This window comes from Paracoccus panacisoli, from assembly GCF_042435015.1.
Taxonomy (GTDB): domain Bacteria; phylum Pseudomonadota; class Alphaproteobacteria; order Rhodobacterales; family Rhodobacteraceae; genus Paracoccus; species Paracoccus panacisoli.
The window spans coordinates 1-19,353 of record NZ_JBHMQU010000015.1 but is presented as its reverse complement, the minus strand read 5'-3'; the positions used below and the strand labels follow the sequence as shown (position 1 = coordinate 19,353).

The window sequence follows — 19,353 nt, the reverse complement described above, 5'->3', positions numbered from 1 at the left end:
CGGTCCGGGCGCCTCATCCGGGGGCAATATGGCGGGGGCGGGGCCTGCGTTCAATCCGCCGCGGTTGACACCCCGCGGCGGCGGGGCCAAGCAGCCCCGGTGGCGCGCGCCCCGACCGGCGCGCCCGTCCCCGCCCTGCGTCGCGCGCCCGAGGTCCCATGATCCCCTTTCCCGACATCTCGCCCGACATCTTCACCATCACCCTCGCGGGGCGCGAGTTCGCGCTGCGGTGGTACGCGATGGCCTATCTCGTCGGGCTGCTGCTCGGCTGGTGGATCATCGCCGCGCTGATGCGCCGCCCGGCGCTCTGGGGCGGCACCGCGCCGATGCGCGCGGGCCAGGTCGAGGAGCTGCTGACCTGGATCGTGGCCGGCGTGATCCTTGGCGGCCGGCTCGGGTTCGTGCTTTTCTATGAGCCCGCCTATTACCTCGCCAATCCGGCCGAGATCGTGAAGGTCTGGCAGGGGGGCATGTCCTTCCACGGCGGCTTCCTGGGCGTGGTGATCGCCGCCGCGCTGTTCGCGCGCCGGAACGGCATCCCGCCCCTGCGGCTCGCGGACGCGCTGGCGGTCGCGGCGCCGGCCGGGTTGCTGCTCGGCCGGATCGCCAACTTCATCAACGCCGAGCTCTGGGGCCGCCCGACCGACGCGCCCTGGGGGGTGATCTTCCCCGGCGCCGCCGCGCAGGACTGTCCTGGCGTCGTCGGCCCCTGCGCGCGCCACCCGAGCCAGCTGTACGAGGCCGGGCTCGAGGGGCTGCTGCTCGGGCTGATCCTCTTCCTCCTCGTCCGCCGCGGCGGCCTGCGCCGGCCGGGGCTGGCGCTCGGGGTGTTCCTGGCCGGCTACGGGCTGGCGCGCTTCGTGGTCGAGTTCTTCCGCCAGGCCGACGCGCAGTTCGTCACCCCCGACAACCCCTGGGGCCATGTCCTCGGCGGGCCGGTCTGGGGGCTGACGATGGGGCAGCTGCTCTCGCTGCCGATGCTGCTCATCGGGCTGGGCTTCATCCTCGCCGCCCGGCGCAGGCCGCCCCCGGGCCCCCGCCCGTGACCCCGCCCGTGACCCCGCTCGCGCGGCTGATCGCGCAGCGGATCGCGGTCGAGGGGCCGATGCGGCTCGACGACTACATGCGGCTCTGCCTGCTGCATCCGGCGCATGGGTATTACGCCACCCGCGACCCGTTCGGCGCGCAGGGCGACTTCACCACCGCGCCCGAGATCAGCCAGATGTTCGGTGAGCTGGTGGGCCTCGCGCTCGCGCAGGCGTGGCTGGACCAGGGCAGCCCCGCGCCCTTCACGCTGGCCGAGCTGGGGCCGGGGCGGGGTACGCTGATGGCCGACATCCTGCGCGCCACCGCCCGGGTGCCCGGCTTCCGCGCCGCGGCGCGGGTCGAGCTGGTCGAGGCCTCGGCGCATCTGCGCGGCGTCCAGCGCGCGCGTCTGGGCGAGGTCACCCACCGTGACCGCGCCGAGGGCCTCCCCGAGGCGCCGCTGTTCCTTGTCGCCAACGAGTTCTTCGACGCCCTGCCGATCCGCCAGTTCGAGCGCCACCCCGACGGCTGGCGCGAGCGGATGGTGAGCCTGCGCGACGGCGCGCTGGCGCTGGCGCTCGGCCCCCCCGCGGACGCCGCCCGCCCCGGCGCGCCGGGCGAGATCCGCGAGGTCTGCGCCGAGGCGATCCCGGTCGTGGCCGAGGTCGCCGGCCGCATCGCCCGCCACGGCGGCGCCGCGATCGTGATCGACTACGGCACCTGGGACGGGCAGGGCGACAGCCTGCAGGCGCTGCGCCGCCACGCGCCCGACGACATCCTCGCCCACCCCGGCGAGGCCGACCTGACGGCGCACGTCGATTTCGCCCCGCTGGCCGGGACGGCGCTGGCGGCTGGCGCCGTGGCCTCGTGCCCGGTGCCGCAGGGGGAGTGGCTCCTGTCGCTGGGGCTGGCGCAGCGGGCGGCCCGGCTGGCGGCGGCGGGCGACGCCGGGGCCGCCGCGGCGATGGAGCGCTTGACCGCGCCCGCCGCGATGGGACAGTTGTTCAAGGCGATGGCGATCTATCCGCGCCACAGCCCGCCGCCGCCGGGGTTTACCGCCCTTCCCGCCGCGGCCGACCCCGCGCCCGCCGGTCTGCCGGCCGGCCGCTGACCCGCGCCCGCTTCAGGGCGCGCCCCGCCACCAGAGCCGCCACCCGACCCGCCACACCGCGCCGACCCGAGACCCGAACCACCCGGACCCTGCCGATGAGCCTCGAGATAATCACCCATCCGACCCTCGCGCCGCTCCGGCACGGGTTCTTCACCCGGCAGGGCGGGGCCTCGTCGGGGCTGTTCCGCGGGCTCAACTGCGGGCGCGGCTCGAGCGACCAGCAGGGGATCGTGGCGGTGAACCGCGCCCGCGTGGCCGAGGCGATGGGGGTCGCGCCGGACCGCCTCGCCACCGTCCACCAGACCCATTCGACCCGCGTCGCGCGGCTGGCCGAAGGCGACGACCCGGCGGCGCTGGCGGGGGTCGAGGCTGACGCGATCGTCACCGCCACCCCCGGCGTCGCCATCGCGGTGCTGACCGCCGACTGCCAGCCGGTGCTGCTGGCCGACCCCGAGGCGGGCGTCATCGGCGCGGCCCATGCGGGGTGGAAGGGGGCGCTCGACGGTATCCTCGAGGCGACGGTGGCGGCCATGCGCGAGGCCGGGGCCACCCGCATCCGCGCCGTCATCGGCCCGACCATCAGCCTGCGCGCCTATGAGGTGGGCGAGGAGTTCATGGACCGCTTCCTCGCCGAGGCGCCCGAGTCCGGGCGGTTCTTCTCGGGCGGGCCGAACGGGCGGCCGATGTTCAACCTGCCGGGCTTCGGCCTCGCCCGGCTGCGCGATCTGGGGGTCGACGCCGACTGGACCGGGCACTGCACCTATTCCGACCCCGAGCGCTTCTTCAGCTACCGTCGGGCGACCCACGAGGGGGCGGCGGATTACGGGCGGCTGATCTCGGCGATCCGGCTCTGACGCCGCTCAGGCGCGGGCCAGCGGCATCGCGTCGAAGGGCACCCCCGGCTCGTCCTTGGCGCCGCGGATCACGAGGCTGGTCTTGACGCTCGCCACGTTGTCGGCGGCCGTCAGCTCCTGCGTCAGGAAGCGCTGGAAGGTGGGCAGGTCGGGCGCCACGCATTTCAGGATGAAGTCGATCTCGCCGTTGAGCATGTGGCACTCGCGCACCAGCGACCAGCTGCGGGCGCGGTCCTCGAAGGCCGAGAGGTCGCGCTCGGACTGGCTGACGAGGCGCACCATGGCGAAGACCTGCACCTCGAAGCCGAGCTCGCGGGCGTCCACCTCGGCGTGGTAGCCGCGGATGTACCCCTGCTCTTCCAGCGTCCGGACCCGGCGCAGGCAGGGCGGGGCCGAGATTCCGACGCGGCGCGCCAGTTCGACATTCGTCATCCGTCCGTCGGCCTGCAATTCCGCAAGGATCTGGCGGTCGATGTCGTCTAGTCGGGCGCCAGCCATGAGGCCTCCGGTCGGGAAATCGCAGCTTGATTATCTTTCACGCCCCCGATCCGCAAGATTGTTTCGCGCCGGCAGCATTGCGGACGCGGCGGCGGGCTTGGCGGCGGGCTTGGTTGATCGCGGCGGGTGCAGGGCTTAGGTCAGGGCGCAACTGCCCCTGCCGCACGCCCGAAAGGCCCCGCCGATGTCCGATGCCGTCCCCCTGACCGATGCACCCGCCCCGGCCTCTGCCGCCCCGATCGAGCCGCACCAGCGCCTCGTCATCATCGGCTCGGGCCCGGCGGGCTACACCGCGGCGGTCTATGCCGCCCGCGCGATGCTGACCCCGGTGCTGATCCAGGGGATGCAGCCCGGCGGGCAGCTCACCATCACCACCGAGGTCGAGAACTGGCCCGGCGACACGCAGGTGATGGGCCCCGACCTGATGGTGCGGATGGAGGCGCACGCCCGCGCGATGGGGGCGCGGATCGTGACCGACACGGTGACCGCGCTGGACCTGTCGCAGCGGCCCTTCCGGCTGACCTGCGACAGCGGCCGGACGCTGACCGCCGACGCGGTGATCCTTGCCACCGGGGCGCAGGCGCGCTGGCTCGGGCTGCCGTCGGAAGAGAAGTTCAAGGGCTTCGGCGTCTCGGCCTGCGCGACCTGCGACGGGTTCTTCTACCGCGGCCGTCAGGTGATCGTCGTCGGCGGCGGCAACACCGCCGTCGAGGAGGCGCTGTTCCTGACCAACTTCGCCAGCAAGGTGATCCTCGTGCATCGCCGCGACAGCCTGCGGGCCGAGCGGATCATGCAGGACCGGCTCTTCAAGCACCCGAAGGTCGAGGTGATCTGGAACGCCGAACTGGTCGAGGTGACCGGGACCGAGGCGCCGCTGGGCGTCACCGGCGCGGTGCTGCGCTCGACGGTGGACGGGACGACCCAGACGGTGGCCGCGGACGGGGTGTTCGTGGCGATCGGCCACTCGCCCGCCTCCGAACTGGTCAAGGACCAGTTGACGCTGAAAGAGGGCGGCTATGTCGCGGTCGAGCCGGGCTCGACCCGCACCTCGATCCCCGGGGTGTTCGCCGCGGGCGACCTGACCGACGACGTCTACCGGCAGGCCGTGACCAGCGCCGGGATGGGCTGCATGGCCGCGCTCGACGCCGAGCACTGGCTCGCCGCCGAGGGGCTGGCCGAGGGCACCGCCGTCCCCGCGCAGGCGACCGAGGTCGCCTGAGCGCCTGCCGCCCCGCCTTTCGGCCCAGCCATGCCGGGGGCGCGGGGCGGATTTGCCGTGGCGGCTCGGTTGCGAAGCGCGCCCCCCGGGGCTAAGGGGGCGACGCACGCCCCCTTTTTGTTTGCGTCAGCCGGGCTTGCGTCGTTTTCGTTCAACCCGAGTGTGCAGATGATCCAGCAGCCGAACCTCGCGCCGATCCCGGAACTCTACGTCAACGCCGACTCGGCCCAGAAGCTCAAGGCCGACGCCGGGACGATGCCCTCGTGGGATCTGACCCCGCGCCAGCTCTGCGACGTCGAGCTGCTGATGAACGGCGGCTTCCACCCGCTGCGGGGCTTCCTGACCGAGGCCGACTATGACGGCGTGGTCGAGAACATGCGCCTGTCCACCGGCGACCTGTGGCCGATCCCGGTGACGCTGGACGTGAGCCAGGCCTTTGCCGACGGCATCGAGCCCGGCACCGACATCGCGCTGCGCGATCAGGAGGGCGTGATCCTCGCCATCATGTCGGTCACCGACAAATGGACCCCGAACAAGACCCGCGAGGCCGAAAAGGTCTTCGGCAACGGCACCGACGATCTGGCCCACCCGGCGATCAACTATCTGCACAACGTCGCCGGCCCGGTCTATCTGGGCGGGCCGATCACCGGCATCCAGGCGCCGACGCACTATGATTTCCGCGCCCGCCGCGATACCCCGAACGAACTGCGCGCCTTCTTCCGCAAGATGGGCTGGCGCCGGATCGTCGCGTTCCAGACCCGCAACCCGCTGCACCGCGCGCACCAGGAACTGACCTTCCGCGCCGCCCGCGAGGCGCAGGCCAACCTGCTGATCCACCCGGTCGTGGGCATGACCAAGCCCGGCGACGTGGACCACTTCACCCGCGTCCGCTGCTACGAGGCGGTGCTGGACAAATACCCGCAGGCGACCACCCACCTGTCGCTTCTGAACCTCGCCATGCGCATGGCCGGCCCGCGTGAGGCGGTGTGGCACGGCATCATCCGCCGCAACCACGGCCTGACCCACATGATCGTCGGCCGCGACCACGCGGGGCCGGGCAAGAACAGCCAGGGCCAGGACTTCTACGACCCCTATGCCGCGCAGGAGCTGTTCCGCGAGCATCAGGCCGACATCGGCATCGAGATGGTCGACTTCAAGCAGATGGTCTACGTGCAGGAGCGCGCGCAATACGAGCCGCGCGACGAGGTGGAAGAGGGCGCCACGATCCTCGACATCTCGGGGACCGAGCTGCGCCGCCGCCTCCGCGAGGGGCTCGAGATCCCCGAGTGGTTCAGCTTCCCCGAGGTCGTGGCCCAGCTGCGCCGGACCTCGCCCGCGCGCGACAAGCAGGGCTTCACGGTGTTCTTCACCGGGCTGTCCGGCTCGGGCAAGTCCACCATCGCCAACGCGCTGATGGTCAAGCTGATGGAGATGGGCGGTCGTCCGGTGACGCTGCTCGACGGCGACGTGGTGCGCAAGCACCTGTCGTCCGAGCTCGGGTTCTCGAAGGAGCACCGCGACATCAACATCAAGCGCATCGGCTATGTCGCGTCCGAGATCACCAAGAACGGCGGCATCGCCATCTGCGCGCCCATCGCGCCCTACACCGCGACCCGCCGGGCGGTGCGCGAGATGGTCGAGGCGGTCGGCGCCTTCGTCGAGGTCCATGTCGCGACCAGCCTCGAGGAGTGCGAGCGCCGCGACCGCAAGGGGCTCTACAAGCTGGCCCGCGAGGGCAAGATCAAGGAGTTCACCGGGATCTCGGACCCCTACGAGGAGCCCGCGAACCCCGAGCTGCGCGTCCAGACCGAGGGCGTGGACGTGGATTACGCCGCCCAGCAGGTGCTCTTGAAACTTGAGCAGATGGGGCTGATCGGCCTGTCCTGATCGCCCGTCCCACCGCGAGATGTCAGCGCACCCCCCGGCCGGTCCGGGGGGTGTTTGCGTTTCCGGCCGAGGGGGCGGCGGTTGACAAGGCCGGTCCTGCGGTCCACCCCCGGCCGGATGATCGAAAAGGCGCGCCGATGACCGAGCCGGTCCTGATCCTGTGCATGAAATGGGGCACGCTCTATGGCGCGCGGGACGTGAACGCGCTCGCCCGCGGCGTGGCGCGGCACCTGGCGCGGCCGCACCGGTTCATCTGCTTCACCGACGACGCGACCGGCCTCGACCAAGGGATCGAGGCGCGCCCGCTGCCGGCGCTCGACCTGCCGCCGGGGTCGGGGGACACGCGCTGGCGCAAGCTCGCGCTCTTCAACCCCGCCCTGGGGCTGGAGGGAACGGCACTTTTTCTCGACCTCGACCTGGTGATCGTCGGGCCGCTCGACCCGTTCTTCGAGGTGCCGGGCGAGGTGGTGATCCTGCGCGACGACGACCTGTTCCGCGCCAAGCCGCTGCGCCGGCTGAACCCGGCCCGCGACCGCTTCCTGCACATGGTCGGCAACACCTCGGTGTTCCGCTACCGGGTCGGCGCCCACCCGCAGGTGGTGCGCGCCTATCTCGACGATCCGGCCGCCGCGGCGGCGCGCTATGAGCATGAGCAGCAGCTCGTCAGCGACGTGCTGGACCGGCAGGGGGCGCTGTCCTACTGGCCGCCGGGCTGGTGTGTCAGCTTCAAGAACGACTGCGTGGGGCGGGGGCTGGCGAGCTGGTGCGGCGACCCCGACGCACCACCCGGCGCGCGGATCGTGCTGTTCGCCGGCAGCCCCAAGATGGCCGACGTCCTCGCCGGCCGGGGCGGGCGCTGGTATCGCCGGATCGGCAACATCGACTGGCTGCGCGCGGCGTGGGACGGCGACGGCCCTGAAGCCGGAGGCCGCGCGTGACCCTGCATCTCGTCACCGGGTCGGACGACAACTACGCGGCGGGGGTGCTGGTGCTCATCGCCTCGGCGGCGTTCCACACCCCCGACCTGCGGGTGACGGTGCTCGACAACGGCATCTCGGCCGCAAACCGCGCCCGCATCGACGCGCTGGGCGCGCGGCTCGGGGTGCCGCTGGCGCGGATCGAGATCGGCGCCGAGGCCTTCGCCGACCTGCCGGTGCGGCGCGGGCACCTGACCCGCAGCACCTATCTGCGGCTGCTGATCCCGCAGCTGCTGCCCGAGGCCGAGCGGGTGCTCTACATGGACTGCGACATGGTGGTGACGGACGACCTGTCACCGCTGGCCGCGCTGCCGCTGGGCGATGCGGTGGTGGCGGCGGTGCCGGACCCGAGCCCCGACGCGGCCGAGCTGGCCTCGACCGGGGTGGCGCGCGGCGCCTATGTCAACGCCGGGCTGCTGGTGATGAACCTGCCCGTGTGGCGGGCCGAGGGGGTCGCCGAGCGTTGCCTCGCGCTGCTGTCCGACCCGGCGCGGCCGCTCATGTCCGAGGATCAGTCGGCGCTCAACATCGCGGCCGCGGGGCGTATCCTGCCGCTGCCCGCGCGCTACAACGTCTATGCCGACCCTGCCGCCTATCCGGGCGCCGCAGCCGTTCCGGCCGATCCGGCGGTGATCCACTACGTCGTCGGCCACAAGCCGTGGGCGGCGCGGGGGGTGATGATGGGCGACGTCTGGCACCACCACGCCGGCCTGATCGCCGCGCAGATGCCGCCGCTGCCCGCGGCGTCGCTCGGCAGTCGGCTTTCGGCATTCAACCGCCAGCGGAAACTTTGGATGGGCTTGGCCGCCGGGCGGGGGAAATACCGCACCCAGCGGCAGGTCCGCGCCACCATGCGGCGGGTGGCGGCCCGCCACCTTGCGCAGGTCGCGGGCCGGCCGGTCAGTGGACGCTGACCGGGTTCAGCTCGTTCTGGCGGGCCAGCATGAAGGCCATGTGCCGGTCGCGGACGAGCGCCAGGCGCTCTCCGTCGATGCCGTGCACGGCGTAGAGCGCGTCGAGGCCCGGCGCCTGCTCGCGCACCTCGTCGGGCAGGCTGTCCATCGCCACCCGGCGGACATAGACGACATTGCCGTCGGCCATCTGCGGAAAATCGTGTTTCATGTTCATCTTGGCGATCCCCTTCTAGGTGCGGCTGATCGGTATGGTGCGGACGACGCTCTGCGGCGTGATGCGGCGCAGGTCGACGTGGAGGAGCCCGTTCTCGAGCGCGGCACCCTCGACCTCGATCCCCTCGGCCAGCACGAAGCTGCGCTGAAAGGCGCGGGCGGCGATGCCGCGGTGCAGGAACACCCGGTCCTCGGCCGCCTCGGACTGGCGGCCGCGGATGATGAGCTGGCGGTCCTCGATGGTGAGCGACAGGTCCGCCTCGGCAAACCCCGCCACGGCAAGCGTGATGCGGAACCCGTCCGCGCCCGACTGCTCGATGTTGTAGGGTGGGTAGGCGTCGGCGCCCTTGGCGGCGCGCTCGGCCAGTCGTTCGAGCTGGTCGAACCCCAACAGGTAGGGGTGCGTCCCCAGGGTCATCTTCGTCATCGGCGTCCTCGGTCCACAAGCGACTGCGTTGGCCCGGGCCCCTCAGGCGGCGACCCGGTCCCCCGAGATATGTGCGCGCCGCAGCGTTGGTGCAAGATGGGCGCAAGTTTCGCTTATCAAGACGGGGGCCGCGGCGGTATGGTCGCAGCCATCCGATTCCGCCGTCTTTTCAAGGGCCGCACCGATGAACGCCGACCACGAGATGACCCACGAAGAGATCATCCGCACCCGGCTCGAGGTGATGCGCCGCCAGCACCGCGAACTGGACGAGCAGGTCTCGGGGATGAGCGCCGGCGGCGTCGTGTGCAGCCTGACGCTGGGGCGGCTGAAGAAGGAAAAGCTGGTCCTCAAGGACCAGATCGCGCGGCTTGAGGACGAGCTGACCCCCGACATCATCGCTTGACACCGCGTCCGCGCGGCGCGGCCGTTCGGGGCGCGTTGCGTCCGCCCGGCGCGCCCCTATGATGCGCGCCGACGCAAAATCTGGGGGTCGGGCATGGACAAGCCGGTCGGCATCATCATGGGCAGCCAGTCGGACTGGCCGACGATGCGCGAGGCGGCGGCGATCCTCGACGAGCTCGGCGTGGGCTACGAGGCGCGGATCGTCAGCGCCCACCGCACCCCCGACCGGCTCTGGGACTATGGCCGCGCGGCGGCGGGGCGGGGGCTCAAGGTGATCATCGCGGGTGCCGGCGGGGCCGCGCATCTGCCCGGCATGATGGCGTCGAAGACGCGGGTGCCGGTGATCGGCGTGCCGGTTCAGACGCGGGCGCTGAACGGCGTCGATTCGCTTTATTCCATCGTCCAGATGCCCAAGGGCTATCCGGTTGCCACCATGGCGATCGGTTCGGCGGGGGCGGCCAATGCCGGGCTGATGGCCGCCGGCATCCTCGCGCTGTCGGACGCCGCGCTGGCCGAGCGGCTCGACGCCTGGCGGGCGGCGCTCTCGGCCTCGATCCCCGAGGAGCCGCGCGATGAATGACCCGCTCGCCCCCGGCGCCGTGATCGGCATCCTCGGCGGCGGCCAGCTGGGCCGGATGCTCTCGGTCGCGGCCAGCCGGCTCGGCTATCGTTGCCACATCTACGAGCCGGGCGCCGCGCCCGCGGGCGACGTGGCCTTTCGCCTGACCACCGCCCCCTACGAGGACGAGGCGGCGCTGCGCGCCTTCGCCGCGTCGGTCGATGTGGTGACCTATGAGTTCGAGAACGTGCCTGCCGCGGCGCTCGACCTGATCGAGAGCCTCGTGCCGATCCGCCCCAACCGCCGCGCGCTGGCGGTGAGCCAGGACCGGCTGACGGAGAAGGATTTCCTCTCCGGCCTTGGCCTCGCCGTCGCGCCCTATGCCGCCGTGGACAGCGCCGAGGATCTCGCCGCCGCGCTCGCCGGTCAGGACCGCGCCATCCTCAAGACCCGCCGCTTCGGCTATGACGGCAAGGGGCAGCTTCGCCTCAAATCCGGCGACGATCCCGCCGCGGCCTGGGCCGAGGTGAACGCCCCCGCGGTGCTCGAGGGGTTCGTGGACTTCACCGCCGAGATCAGCGTCATCGTCGCGCGCGGCGCGGACGGGGCGGTGGCGGCCTATGACCCCGGTCTCAACGTCCACGAGGGCGGCATCCTGCGCACCACGACCGTGCCCGCGGGCGTGCCCGGCCGCCTGATCCCCGAGGCGGTGCTGATCGCCAGCCGCATCGTCACGGCGCTCGACTATGTCGGCGTGATGGGGGTCGAGCTCTTCGTCACCCCGCGCGGTCTGGTGGTCAACGAGATCGCCCCGCGGGTCCACAACTCCGGCCACTGGACGCAGGCCGGCTGCGCCGTGGACCAGTTCGAGCAGCACATCCGCGCCGTGGCGGGCTTGCCGCTCGGCGACGGCCAGCGCCACGCCGATGTGGTGATGGAGAACCTGATCGGCGACGACATGGACCGGGTGCCCGCGCTGCTGGCGGCACCGGACACGCAGCTCCACCTCTATGGCAAGGCCGACGTGAAGCCGGGGCGCAAGATGGGGCACGCGAACCGCATCCTGCGCCGCTGAACGGCTATCTGGGCCAGAAGGACGCCGTGTCTTTCTGGCCCGAACACCCGCGCCGCAGGCGATCTAGCGCGGCAGCGTCTCGCGCAGGTAGCGGATGGTGTTGCCGCCCATGACCTTGGCGATCTGGCCCTCGGTCAGCCCCTGATCGATCAGCGCCTGGGTCAGCGCCGGCAGGCCGGCGGCGTCGAACGGCACCCCCACCGAGCCGTCCCAGTCCGACCCCAGCCCGACCGCATCCTCGCCCACGAGGTCGATGGCGGCGCGGATCGCCCGGGCGATCCCCGCAGGCGTGCCGTCGCAGGTCACGTCGGCCCAGAAGCCGATGCCGATAATCCCGCCCTTCGCCGCGATCTGCCGGACGAGATCGTCGGGCAGGTTGCGCGGCGTGTCGCAGGCGCTGCGGATGCCGGTGTGCGACAGGATCGGCCGGGCGCCGGGGATCGCCAGCACCTCGCGGACGATGGCGGGCGAGGCATGGGCGAGGTCGATCACCATGTTGCGCGCCACCAGCCCCTCGACCACCTCGCGCCCGAAGGGCGTCAGCCCGGCCTGCGAGGTGCCGTGCAGCGACCCGCCGAGTTCGTTGTCGAAGAAATGGGTGATGCCGACGAGGCGGAAGCCGGCCGCCTCCATCACGCCGAGGTTGGCGATCTGCCCCTCGAGCGGATGCGCCCCCTCCATCCCGAGGATCGCGCCGATGACCCGCTTGCCCGCGGCGCGGTCGGCCAGCACCCCGTCGAGGTCGGCGCGCGAGCGGATCAGCCGCACCGCCTCGGGGTGGCGCTCGGCCAGCCGGCGCAGGCGGGCGGCCTGGTCGAGCGCGCGCTCCTTGAGGCTAAACCAGCTCTGCACCGGGCGAAGCTGGCCGATCACCAGCGGCGTGATGTTGTCGGGCGCCTCGGCGGTGTTGGTGGCGTAGTTCTGGCCGCGCGGCGACTTGGTGACGGTGGTGAAGACCTGCACCGCCACGTTGCCCCGGTCGAGCCGGGGCAGGTCCACATGGCCCTCGGGCCGCTCGCTGGCGAGGTCACGGTCCCAGAGCAGCGGGTCGGCGTGCAGGTCGGCGATGGAAAGCCGTGCGTGCAGCGCCGCTGCCGCGTCCGAAACGTGCCACGGCTGCGCCGCCGTCACCGGGTTCAGCCGGTCCGCGACGATCCGCGGCCCGAAGACCGGCACCGCGGCTGCCGCCAGCGCCACCACGGCGGCGGCAGCCAGCAGGACGCGGCGCAGGCGGCGGGGCTTCGCGCGGCCGAAGGGGTCGCGGGCCACCCGCTCAGCCCTCCATCGCCTCGAGCTCGTCGATGAAGCCCTCGATCATCGACAGCCCCTTGTCCCAGAACGCCGGGTCCGCGGCGTCGAGCCCGAAGGGCTGAAGCAGCGTCGAGTGATGCTGCGACCCGCCCGCCTTCAGCAGGTCGAAGTAGCGCGCCGGGAAGCCCTCGGGCGCGGCCTCGTAGGCGGCGTAGAGCGCGTTCACCAGCCCGTCGCCGAAGGCATAGGCATAGACGTAGAAGGGCGAGTGGATGAAATGCGGGATATAGGCCCAGAAGGTCTCATACCCCTCCATGTAGTCGAAGGCGTCGCCGAGGCTTTCGTGCTGGACGGTCATCCAGATCGCGTTGATGTCGTCGGGGGTGAGTTCCCCCTCGGCCCGGGCCGCGTGCAGGCGCGACTCGAAGTCGTAGAAGGCGATCTGGCGGACGACTGTGTTGATCATGTCCTCGACCTTGCCAGCGAGCAGCGCCTTGCGCTGGGCGGGGTCGGTGGTCTTGGCGAGCAGCGCCCGGAAGGTCAGCATCTCGCCGAACACCGACGCCGTCTCGGCCAGCGTCAGCGGGGTCGAGGCGAGCAGTTCGCCCTGCGCCGCGGCCAGCCGCTGGTGGACGCCGTGGCCGAGCTCATGCGCCAGCGTCATCACGTCGCGCGGCTTGCCGAGGTAGTTCAAGAGCACGAAGGGATGCGCGTCGGTGACGGTCGGGTGGGCAAAGGCGCCGGGCGCCTTGCCGGGCTTCACGGCGGCGTCGATCCAGCCGCGGTCGAAAAACGGCTCGGCCAGCTTGGCGAGTTCCGGGTCGAAGCCCGCATAGGCGTCCAGCACGGTGGTGCGCGCCTCGTCCCAGCCGATCAGCCGCGGGGTTTCCTGCGGCAGCGGGGCGTTGCGGTCCCAGACCTGCAGCTTGTCCAGCCCCAGCCAGCGCGCCTTGAGCCGGTAGTAGCGGTGCGAGAGGCGCGGATAGGCCGCCACCACCGCATCGCGCAGCGCCTGCACGACCTCGGGCTCGACGTGGTTCGACAGGTGTCGCCCGTGCTGGGGCGTGGGCATCTTGCGCCACTTGTCCTCGATCGCCTTTTCCTTGGCGAGCGTGTTGTGGATGCGCGCGAACAGCTTGACGTTGTCGGTGAAGACCCGCGCCAGCGCCCGCGCCCCGACCTCACGCCGGGTCCGGTCGTGGTCGGTCAGAAGGTTCAGCGTGGCCTCGAGCCCCAGCGTCTCGCCGTCCACGTCGAAGGTCAGCGCGGCGGTCGTCTCGTCGAAGAGCCGGTTCCAGGCGGCGGCGCCGACCACCGAGTTGTCGTGCAGGAATTTTTCCAGCTCGTCCGAGAGCTGGTGCGGCCGCATCGCCCGCATCCGGTCGAACACCGGCTTGTAGCGCGCCGGCCCGTCCGTGGCGGCAAAGACGGCCTCGTAGGTCGCATCCGGGATCCGGTTGAACTCGAGGCTGAAGAACACCAGCGGCGTGGTCATGTCGGTGATCTTCGCCTGCAGGTCGCCCATCGCCTTGGCCCGGCCCGCATCGGTGGTGTTCTGGTAGTAGCGCAGGCCCGCATAGGACATCAGCCGCCCGGCGATCAGGTCGATGGTCTGATAGCGCTCGATGCAGTCCAGCATCTCGGCGGGCGACAGATCGGCCAGCCGCCCCTCGTAATCGGCCGCGAAGCTGGCGGTCGCCTCTTCCAGCCGGGCGAGGTCGGCCTTGATCTCGGGCGCGTCGGGGGCGGTGTAGAGGTCCGACAGATCCCACTCCGGCAGCGGCCCGAGGTCGAGTGCGGCGGCGCCGGGCTGTTCGGCATCGAAATGGCGGCTGCGGGTCATCTGCGGTCTCCTTGGCGTCATGCGGTTCCATCTGACCCTTCGCGGCGCGCGGTTCAAGGCGTGGCGCGGGGGATGGGCGGTGCGGCGCCGGTGCCCCCTCGGGTCACGGCGCGGGCGGCAGCGCCTGCATCCGCGCCACGCGCCGGTCCATCACCCGCCGCCAGAGCGGCGGGATCAGGGCGATGGCCGCCATCACCGGCAGCGACCACGGCAGCAGCGGCCGCGGCTGCGCCGCCCGGTCCAGCCGCAGCGCCGGCCAGGGGCGGGCGGGATGGGCATGGTGGTCCGAGTGCTGGGGCGCGTTGACCAGCATCAGCGAGGACAGAAGATGCGGCGCGTCCCAGCTGTGGCGCGCGTCCACCGGCTCGGGCCGCCCATCGGCGCGGCGCGCCCGGCGCAGCCCGTAGTGCTGGACGTAATCCGACAGCATCAGCTGCAGCTGCGCGTAAAGGCAGAGCCCGAGGTAGATCAGCGCCGCCAGCGGCCCGAGCGTCAGCGCCACCAGCGCGACGCAAGCAACGCCGCCCCCGACCCACCACAGATACGGGTTCACCCGCCCCGGCTGCCGGGCTGCGAGCGCCTTTTCGGCGGCGAGCCCGGCGCGGAACGACCCCGCCCAGGCGCGCGGGAAGAAGCGCCAGAAGCTCTCGCCCGCGCGGGCCGAGTTCGGGTCGGCGTCGGTCGCCACATGGCGGTGGTGGACGAGGCGGTGGGCCGAGACGTGGTGGCCGAAGAGCAGGGTGACATAGACCAGCGCCCCGGCCCGGAACAGCAGCCGGCTGCCGCGGTGGATCAGCTCATGGGCGTTGGCGTTCGAGACCTGTCCCATGAACATCCCGGTCCCGAGAAACAGCGCGGCGTGTGCGACGCCCGAGAGTGGCGGCCCGGCCCCCGCCAGCGCCCGCAGCGCCAGCGCCAGCAGCACGAGATGGGCGGCGACGAGCCCCAGCGAGACGGCGTCCGCACCCGGATGCGCGGCACCCTCGGGCGGGTCAGGCAGGGCGCGGGCGGCAAGCGTGTCGATCGACTGGCTGACGCCCGCCACCCACAGGAACCCGACCCAGACCCACGCGCCACCCCAGAGCGCCCCCGCCGCGAGCACCAGCGCCGGGAACAGCGCGGCGGCGGCATAGGCGATGACCGGGGCGGGGCGCGAGAGCGTCTTCATGGCGCGATCCTAGTGTGCGTGCCGCGCCGAGGGAACTGCTCCCCACCCCGGCCTCCCCGGCGCGGCCCTACGCTCCCTACGCAAGGCACCCCAAGCGCATCCCCTTCTTTCTTGCCAAAATATCCCCGCCGGAGGCAGCCGGCCGCGCCGCCGGGCAGAACGCCGGACCGGCGCGCGGCGGGAACGCCGGACCCCGCGCCCGGACCCCGCCCGCACCCGAGGACAACGATCCGCCGCACCCGTCAGCGCCGGGACGAAACGTCCTTGCCAGCGGCGCCGATTGCCTCGTCTGCGCGGCCGACCTAGGGTCTGGCGAACACGCAAACGGGGGACGACCATGACCGACCAGACCGACCCGCGCCCGACCGTCGCCAAGGCGCAGGGTTTCGACACCATCGCCATCCACGCCGGCGCCGCGCCCGATCCGGCCACCGGCGCGCGGCAGGTGCCGATCTACCAGACCACCGCCTACCAGTTCCGGGACGCCGACCACGCCGCCGCGCTCTTCAACCTGCAGGAGGTCGGCTACATCTACTCGCGCCTGACCAACCCGACGGTCAGCGCGCTGCAGGCGCGGCTCGCCGCGCTCGAGGGCGGGGCCGGGGCGGTCGCCTGCTCGTCGGGGCACGCGGCGCAGATCATGGCGCTGTTCCCGCTGATGGGACCGGGGCGCAACCTCGTCGCGTCGAACCGGCTTTACGGCGGCACGATGACGCAGTTCAGCCAGACCATCCGCCGCTTCGGCTGGTCCTGCCGCTTCGTCGACCTCGACGACACCGATGCGGTACGCGCGGCGATTGACGACGACACCCGCGCGATCTTCGTCGAATCGATCTCGAACCCCGGCGGCTACGTCACCGACATCCCGGCCATCGCCGCCATCGCGGATGACGCGGGCATCCCGCTGATCGTGGACAACACCCTCGCCTCGCCCTTCCTCTGCCGCCCGATCGAGATGGGGGCGACGCTGGTCGTCCACAGCCTGACCAAGTACCTGACCGGCAACGGCACGGTGACCGGCGGCGCGGTGATCGACTCTGGCAAGTTCGACTGGTCGGCCAGCGACAAGTTCCCCTCGCTCTCGGCGCCCGAGCCGGCCTATCACGGGCTGAAGTTCCACGAGACCTTCGGCGCCGCCGCCTTCACCTTCCACGGCATCGCCATCGGGCTGCGCGACCTCGGCATGACGCTGAACCCGCAGGCTGCGCATTACACGCTGATGGGGATCGAGACGCTGGGCCTGCGCATGGCGCGCCACGTCGAGAACGCGGTGACGGTCGCCGAATGGCTCGCCGCCGACGACCGGGTCGAGGCGGTCAGCTACGCCGGCCTCCCCTCGAGCCCGTGGCACGAGCGGGTCGAACGGCTCTATCCCAAGGGGGCGGGCGCGCTCTTCACGATCCGGCTCAAGGGCGGGTACGAGGCCTGCGTGGCGATGATCGGGCGGCTCAAGCTGATCAGCCACGTCGCCAACCTCGGCGATGCGCGGACGCTGGCGATCCACTCGGCCTCGACCACCCACCGGCAGCTCACCGAAGAGCAGCAGGTCGCGGCCGGCGCCGGGCCCGACCTCGTGCGGCTGTCGATCGGGATCGAGGACCCCGCCGACATCATCGCCGACCTCGATCAGGCGCTGGGCTGAACACGATTCAGGCGGTGGCGGGGCGGTTGCCTCGCCACCGCCCCTGACGTCCAAGCCTGCGGCCGCCGGGTCACTCGCCCTTCGGCACCAGCGTCCAGATGCCGGTGACCTGCACGGTCAGCATCAGCCGGCCCGTCTCGACCTGGGTGGCTGCGCCGCCCGCGTCGCGGGCCATCGAGGCCATGGCCATCGGCATCGGCGGGCTCGCCGCCCCGCCCTCGGTCAGCGAGACGAGCGGCCCGAGCGCCATTCCGGCTGCCGCGGCCATCGTCTCGGCGCGCCGCTGCGCCTCGGCCACGGCCTTGCCGCGGGCCTCGTCCAGCGGGGCCGCGTCATCCTCGCGCGAGAAGGCGATCCCCTGCACGTCGGTCGCCCCGGCCGCCACCATCGCGTCGAGCAGCGGTCCAAGCTTTGCCAGATCGCGCACCCGGGCGCTGACGATGTTCTGCGCCTGGTAGCCGGTGATGACCGGCGGCTTGCCCTGCTGCGGATAGTCCGCCATCGGCGACAGGTTCAGCCCCTGGGTCTGCAGATCCTCGGGCGCAATCCCCTGCGCCTTGAGCGCGGCGATCACGTCGCCCTGCCGGGTGGCGTTGTCGGCCAGCGCCTTCGCCGCCGTCTCGGCCTGTGTCGTCACCCCCAGCGCCACGGTGGCGAGGTCGGGTGCGATGCCGACCTGACCCTCGCCCGTGACAGTGACGGTGGCCGGGGCGGGGGCGTGCGTCGGCATGACGTGACCCTCGATCGGGGGCATGGGCATGGGGGGCGCGGGCGGCGCGGTCTGGGCCAAGAGCGGCGCGGCCATCAGGGCCAGCGCCAGCCCGCCACCCAGCGCCGGGCGCAGGCTGCGGGGGGAGAGGACGGAACGGGTCATGCAATGTCCTTTCGAGACGTCATCGGCACCCCGGCGCGGGCGCACGGCCGAGCCGCGCCCCGCGGGGGGTGCCGGCCGAACGCCGCGCAGGGCGCGCAGGCTCCGTCACGAAGCGGTGTTTTGCTTTGCTTGGGGGGATGGATGCGGTATCCATGGAACTGAGCAGCAACGGACCGGATCGCGCACGAACGACGAGCCGGCCACGAACAAGAAAAGACCGGCACATGAGCACGAGCCCCGCGCCCGAATACGCCCTGTCGTTCAGCAGCGACGCCGTTCACCTGATGGAAAGATCGGATGCCAGCGCCGCCCCCGCGGTCCGCTGGCACGAGCGCGCCTCGGCGCCGTTCGACGCGCCGGACTTCCGGTCCGAGATGGCGCGGCTGAGGCGGCTGGTGGCGAACGGCCCCGACGCGCGGGTCGCGCTGATCATCCCGGACGACCAGATCCTCTATACCTCGCTGCCGGTGGCGGCCGAGGATGACGTGGCGGCGGGCCTCGGCCGGGCGCTCGACGGGCTGACGCCCTATCCGGTCGCGGACCTCGCCTGGGACTGGCGCCCGGTGACGGGCGCCGCCGAGGGGCGCGACGTGCGGGTGGCCGCGGTGGCGCGCCAGACGCTGCGCGAGGCCGAGGATTTCGCCCGCCGGCACGGGTTCGCGGCGGACGGCTTCGAGGCCGATCCGGCCGAGGGCCTGTTCCCCGAGGCGCCCCGCTTCTCGGCCGAGGCCAAGGCGGCGCAGGACCACGACCTGCCCGGCGACGCCCCCGAGCGCGCGGGCGAGACGGCCGCTTCGGCAGAGGGCGGGAACGAGGCCGACGCGTCCGAGGTGACCGCGCCGGCGACGTCGGATGAGGCGCCTTCGACGGCCACTGTGGCGGCAGACTCCGCGGCGGCTGCTGCGGTTTCTGCGGCGGGCGCGTCCGCCAGCGCAGGGGAACCGGGGGCCAACGACACCGCCGAAGTTGCGTCCAGCGCCCCGGCGGCCGTGGCGCCGAAGCCGGAAGAGCCCGAGACGACCGCACCCAAGACTGACGAGGGCGCCTCGGCGACGGTAAAGCCGCAGGCGGACGAGCCTGCGACGACGAAGCCCACCGACACCGCCCCCGAGGCCAGCCGCGCCGGGGATGGTTCTGCCGCCAAGTCCGACGCCGCCCCGGCCAAGGCCGACAGCGCGCCTAACAGCGACGGCCAGCCTGCCCCCGCGTCCACCGCCGCCGCCGTTGCGGGCCCGACGCTGATCGCCACGGCGGGCGCCGCGCCCGCCGCCGGGTCGCGGGTCACCGACTTCCTGCCCGCCGACCTGCCGCCCTCGGCGGTCGCGGCGCCGGTCGAGGTGGTGGCCCCGCCCTCGGATCTCATCGACGCCTCCGACGCGCCGACGCCGGCGCGCGAGCCGGTGCCGCTGCCGG

General features: G+C 72.4%; 19 protein-coding genes. 12 read left to right on the top strand and 7 right to left on the bottom strand.

The window, feature by feature from the left end:
- Positions 1-158 precede the first annotated feature (158 nt).
- The 3 genes from lgt to pgeF all read left to right on the top strand — a co-directional run bounded on the left by lgt (position 159) and on the right by pgeF (position 2,991).
- On the top strand, positions 159-1,046 hold the full coding sequence (lgt, locus tag ACFHYO_RS03595; protein ID WP_394318445.1) for a prolipoprotein diacylglyceryl transferase: 888 nt from the start codon (positions 159-161) through the stop codon (positions 1,044-1,046).
- A gap of 8 nt (positions 1,047-1,054) precedes the next feature.
- Positions 1,055-2,137, top strand: coding sequence for a class I SAM-dependent methyltransferase (locus tag ACFHYO_RS03590; protein WP_394318577.1), 1,083 nt, complete (start codon positions 1,055-1,057; stop codon positions 2,135-2,137).
- A 95-nt stretch (positions 2,138-2,232) separates the two neighbouring features.
- Entirely contained in the window at positions 2,233-2,991 is a 759-nt protein-coding gene (pgeF, locus tag ACFHYO_RS03585; RefSeq protein WP_394318443.1) for a peptidoglycan editing factor PgeF, read from the top strand.
- A gap of 6 nt (positions 2,992-2,997) precedes the next feature.
- On the opposite strand, the gene ACFHYO_RS03580 is transcribed toward pgeF, so the two are convergent.
- Positions 2,998-3,489: an Lrp/AsnC family transcriptional regulator gene (locus ACFHYO_RS03580; RefSeq protein WP_394318441.1), complete on the bottom strand. Its 492-nt coding sequence runs from the start codon at positions 3,487-3,489 to the stop codon at positions 2,998-3,000.
- Positions 3,490-3,673: 184 nt separating this feature from the next.
- Between ACFHYO_RS03580 and trxB the strand changes: the two genes are divergently transcribed.
- The 4 genes from trxB (at position 3,674) to ACFHYO_RS03560 (ending at position 8,486) form a co-directional block, all read left to right on the top strand.
- The gene (gene trxB, locus ACFHYO_RS03575; protein ID WP_394318439.1) at positions 3,674-4,708 is read left to right on the top strand and encodes a thioredoxin-disulfide reductase; all 1,035 of its coding nucleotides are present in this window, start codon (positions 3,674-3,676) and stop codon (positions 4,706-4,708) included.
- 168 nt (positions 4,709-4,876) lie between these two features.
- Positions 4,877-6,595: a bifunctional sulfate adenylyltransferase/adenylylsulfate kinase gene (locus tag ACFHYO_RS03570; RefSeq protein ID WP_036735178.1), complete on the top strand. Its 1,719-nt coding sequence runs from the start codon at positions 4,877-4,879 to the stop codon at positions 6,593-6,595.
- Positions 6,596-6,732: 137 nt separating this feature from the next.
- The gene (locus tag ACFHYO_RS03565) at positions 6,733-7,533 is read left to right on the top strand and encodes a hypothetical protein (protein WP_394318437.1); all 801 of its coding nucleotides are present in this window, start codon (positions 6,733-6,735) and stop codon (positions 7,531-7,533) included.
- The gene (locus tag ACFHYO_RS03560; protein ID WP_394318435.1) at positions 7,530-8,486 is read left to right on the top strand and encodes a glycosyltransferase family 8 protein; all 957 of its coding nucleotides are present in this window, start codon (positions 7,530-7,532) and stop codon (positions 8,484-8,486) included. The genes ACFHYO_RS03565 and ACFHYO_RS03560 overlap by 4 nt, the downstream gene beginning before the upstream one ends.
- On the opposite strand, the gene ACFHYO_RS03555 is transcribed toward ACFHYO_RS03560, so the two are convergent.
- Both ACFHYO_RS03555 and ACFHYO_RS03550 read right to left on the bottom strand, forming a co-directional pair.
- A complete protein-coding gene (locus ACFHYO_RS03555) occupies positions 8,473-8,700 on the bottom strand; it encodes a DUF1150 family protein (RefSeq protein ID WP_036703387.1) in 228 nt (75 codons plus the stop codon). The genes ACFHYO_RS03560 and ACFHYO_RS03555 overlap by 14 nt on opposite strands.
- Positions 8,701-8,715: 15 nt before the next feature.
- A complete protein-coding gene (locus tag ACFHYO_RS03550; RefSeq protein WP_036703389.1) occupies positions 8,716-9,126 on the bottom strand; it encodes an Hsp20 family protein in 411 nt (136 codons plus the stop codon).
- Between the two features lie 184 nt (positions 9,127-9,310).
- Here ACFHYO_RS03550 and ACFHYO_RS03545 point away from each other — a divergent pair, with 184 nt between their 5' ends.
- The 3 genes from ACFHYO_RS03545 to ACFHYO_RS03535 all read left to right on the top strand — a co-directional run bounded on the left by ACFHYO_RS03545 (position 9,311) and on the right by ACFHYO_RS03535 (position 11,162).
- The gene (locus ACFHYO_RS03545; RefSeq protein ID WP_036703390.1) at positions 9,311-9,529 is read left to right on the top strand and encodes a YdcH family protein; all 219 of its coding nucleotides are present in this window, start codon (positions 9,311-9,313) and stop codon (positions 9,527-9,529) included.
- 93 nt (positions 9,530-9,622) lie between these two features.
- A complete protein-coding gene (purE, locus tag ACFHYO_RS03540) occupies positions 9,623-10,108 on the top strand; it encodes a 5-(carboxyamino)imidazole ribonucleotide mutase (RefSeq protein WP_036711395.1) in 486 nt (161 codons plus the stop codon).
- Positions 10,101-11,162: a 5-(carboxyamino)imidazole ribonucleotide synthase gene (locus tag ACFHYO_RS03535; protein ID WP_394318432.1), complete on the top strand. Its 1,062-nt coding sequence runs from the start codon at positions 10,101-10,103 to the stop codon at positions 11,160-11,162. The genes purE and ACFHYO_RS03535 overlap by 8 nt, the downstream gene beginning before the upstream one ends.
- Positions 11,163-11,225: 63 nt before the next feature.
- On the opposite strand, the gene ACFHYO_RS03530 is transcribed toward ACFHYO_RS03535, so the two are convergent.
- The 3 genes from ACFHYO_RS03530 to ACFHYO_RS03520 all read right to left on the bottom strand — a co-directional run bounded on the left by ACFHYO_RS03530 (position 11,226) and on the right by ACFHYO_RS03520 (position 15,424).
- Positions 11,226-12,431 (bottom strand): dipeptidase, encoded by a 1,206-nt coding sequence (locus tag ACFHYO_RS03530; protein WP_394318430.1) that lies wholly within the window; start codon positions 12,429-12,431, stop codon positions 11,226-11,228.
- A gap of 4 nt (positions 12,432-12,435) precedes the next feature.
- Positions 12,436-14,256: a M3 family oligoendopeptidase gene (locus tag ACFHYO_RS03525; RefSeq protein WP_394318428.1), complete on the bottom strand. Its 1,821-nt coding sequence runs from the start codon at positions 14,254-14,256 to the stop codon at positions 12,436-12,438.
- A gap of 103 nt (positions 14,257-14,359) precedes the next feature.
- The gene (locus ACFHYO_RS03520) at positions 14,360-15,424 is read right to left on the bottom strand and encodes an alkane 1-monooxygenase (RefSeq protein WP_394318426.1); all 1,065 of its coding nucleotides are present in this window, start codon (positions 15,422-15,424) and stop codon (positions 14,360-14,362) included.
- A gap of 337 nt (positions 15,425-15,761) precedes the next feature.
- Here ACFHYO_RS03520 and ACFHYO_RS03515 point away from each other — a divergent pair, with 337 nt between their 5' ends.
- A complete protein-coding gene (locus ACFHYO_RS03515; protein WP_394318424.1) occupies positions 15,762-17,066 on the top strand; it encodes an O-acetylhomoserine aminocarboxypropyltransferase/cysteine synthase family protein in 1,305 nt (434 codons plus the stop codon).
- A gap of 70 nt (positions 17,067-17,136) precedes the next feature.
- Here the strand turns inward: ACFHYO_RS03515 and ACFHYO_RS03510 are convergent, their stop codons facing one another.
- Positions 17,137-17,940 (bottom strand): SIMPL domain-containing protein, encoded by an 804-nt coding sequence (locus ACFHYO_RS03510; RefSeq protein WP_394318422.1) that lies wholly within the window; start codon positions 17,938-17,940, stop codon positions 17,137-17,139.
- A gap of 224 nt (positions 17,941-18,164) precedes the next feature.
- Here ACFHYO_RS03510 and ACFHYO_RS03505 point away from each other — a divergent pair.
- Positions 18,165-19,353 (top strand): prolipoprotein diacylglyceryl transferase (locus tag ACFHYO_RS03505; RefSeq protein ID WP_512700645.1); only part of this gene is annotated, 1,189 nt, incomplete at its 3' end.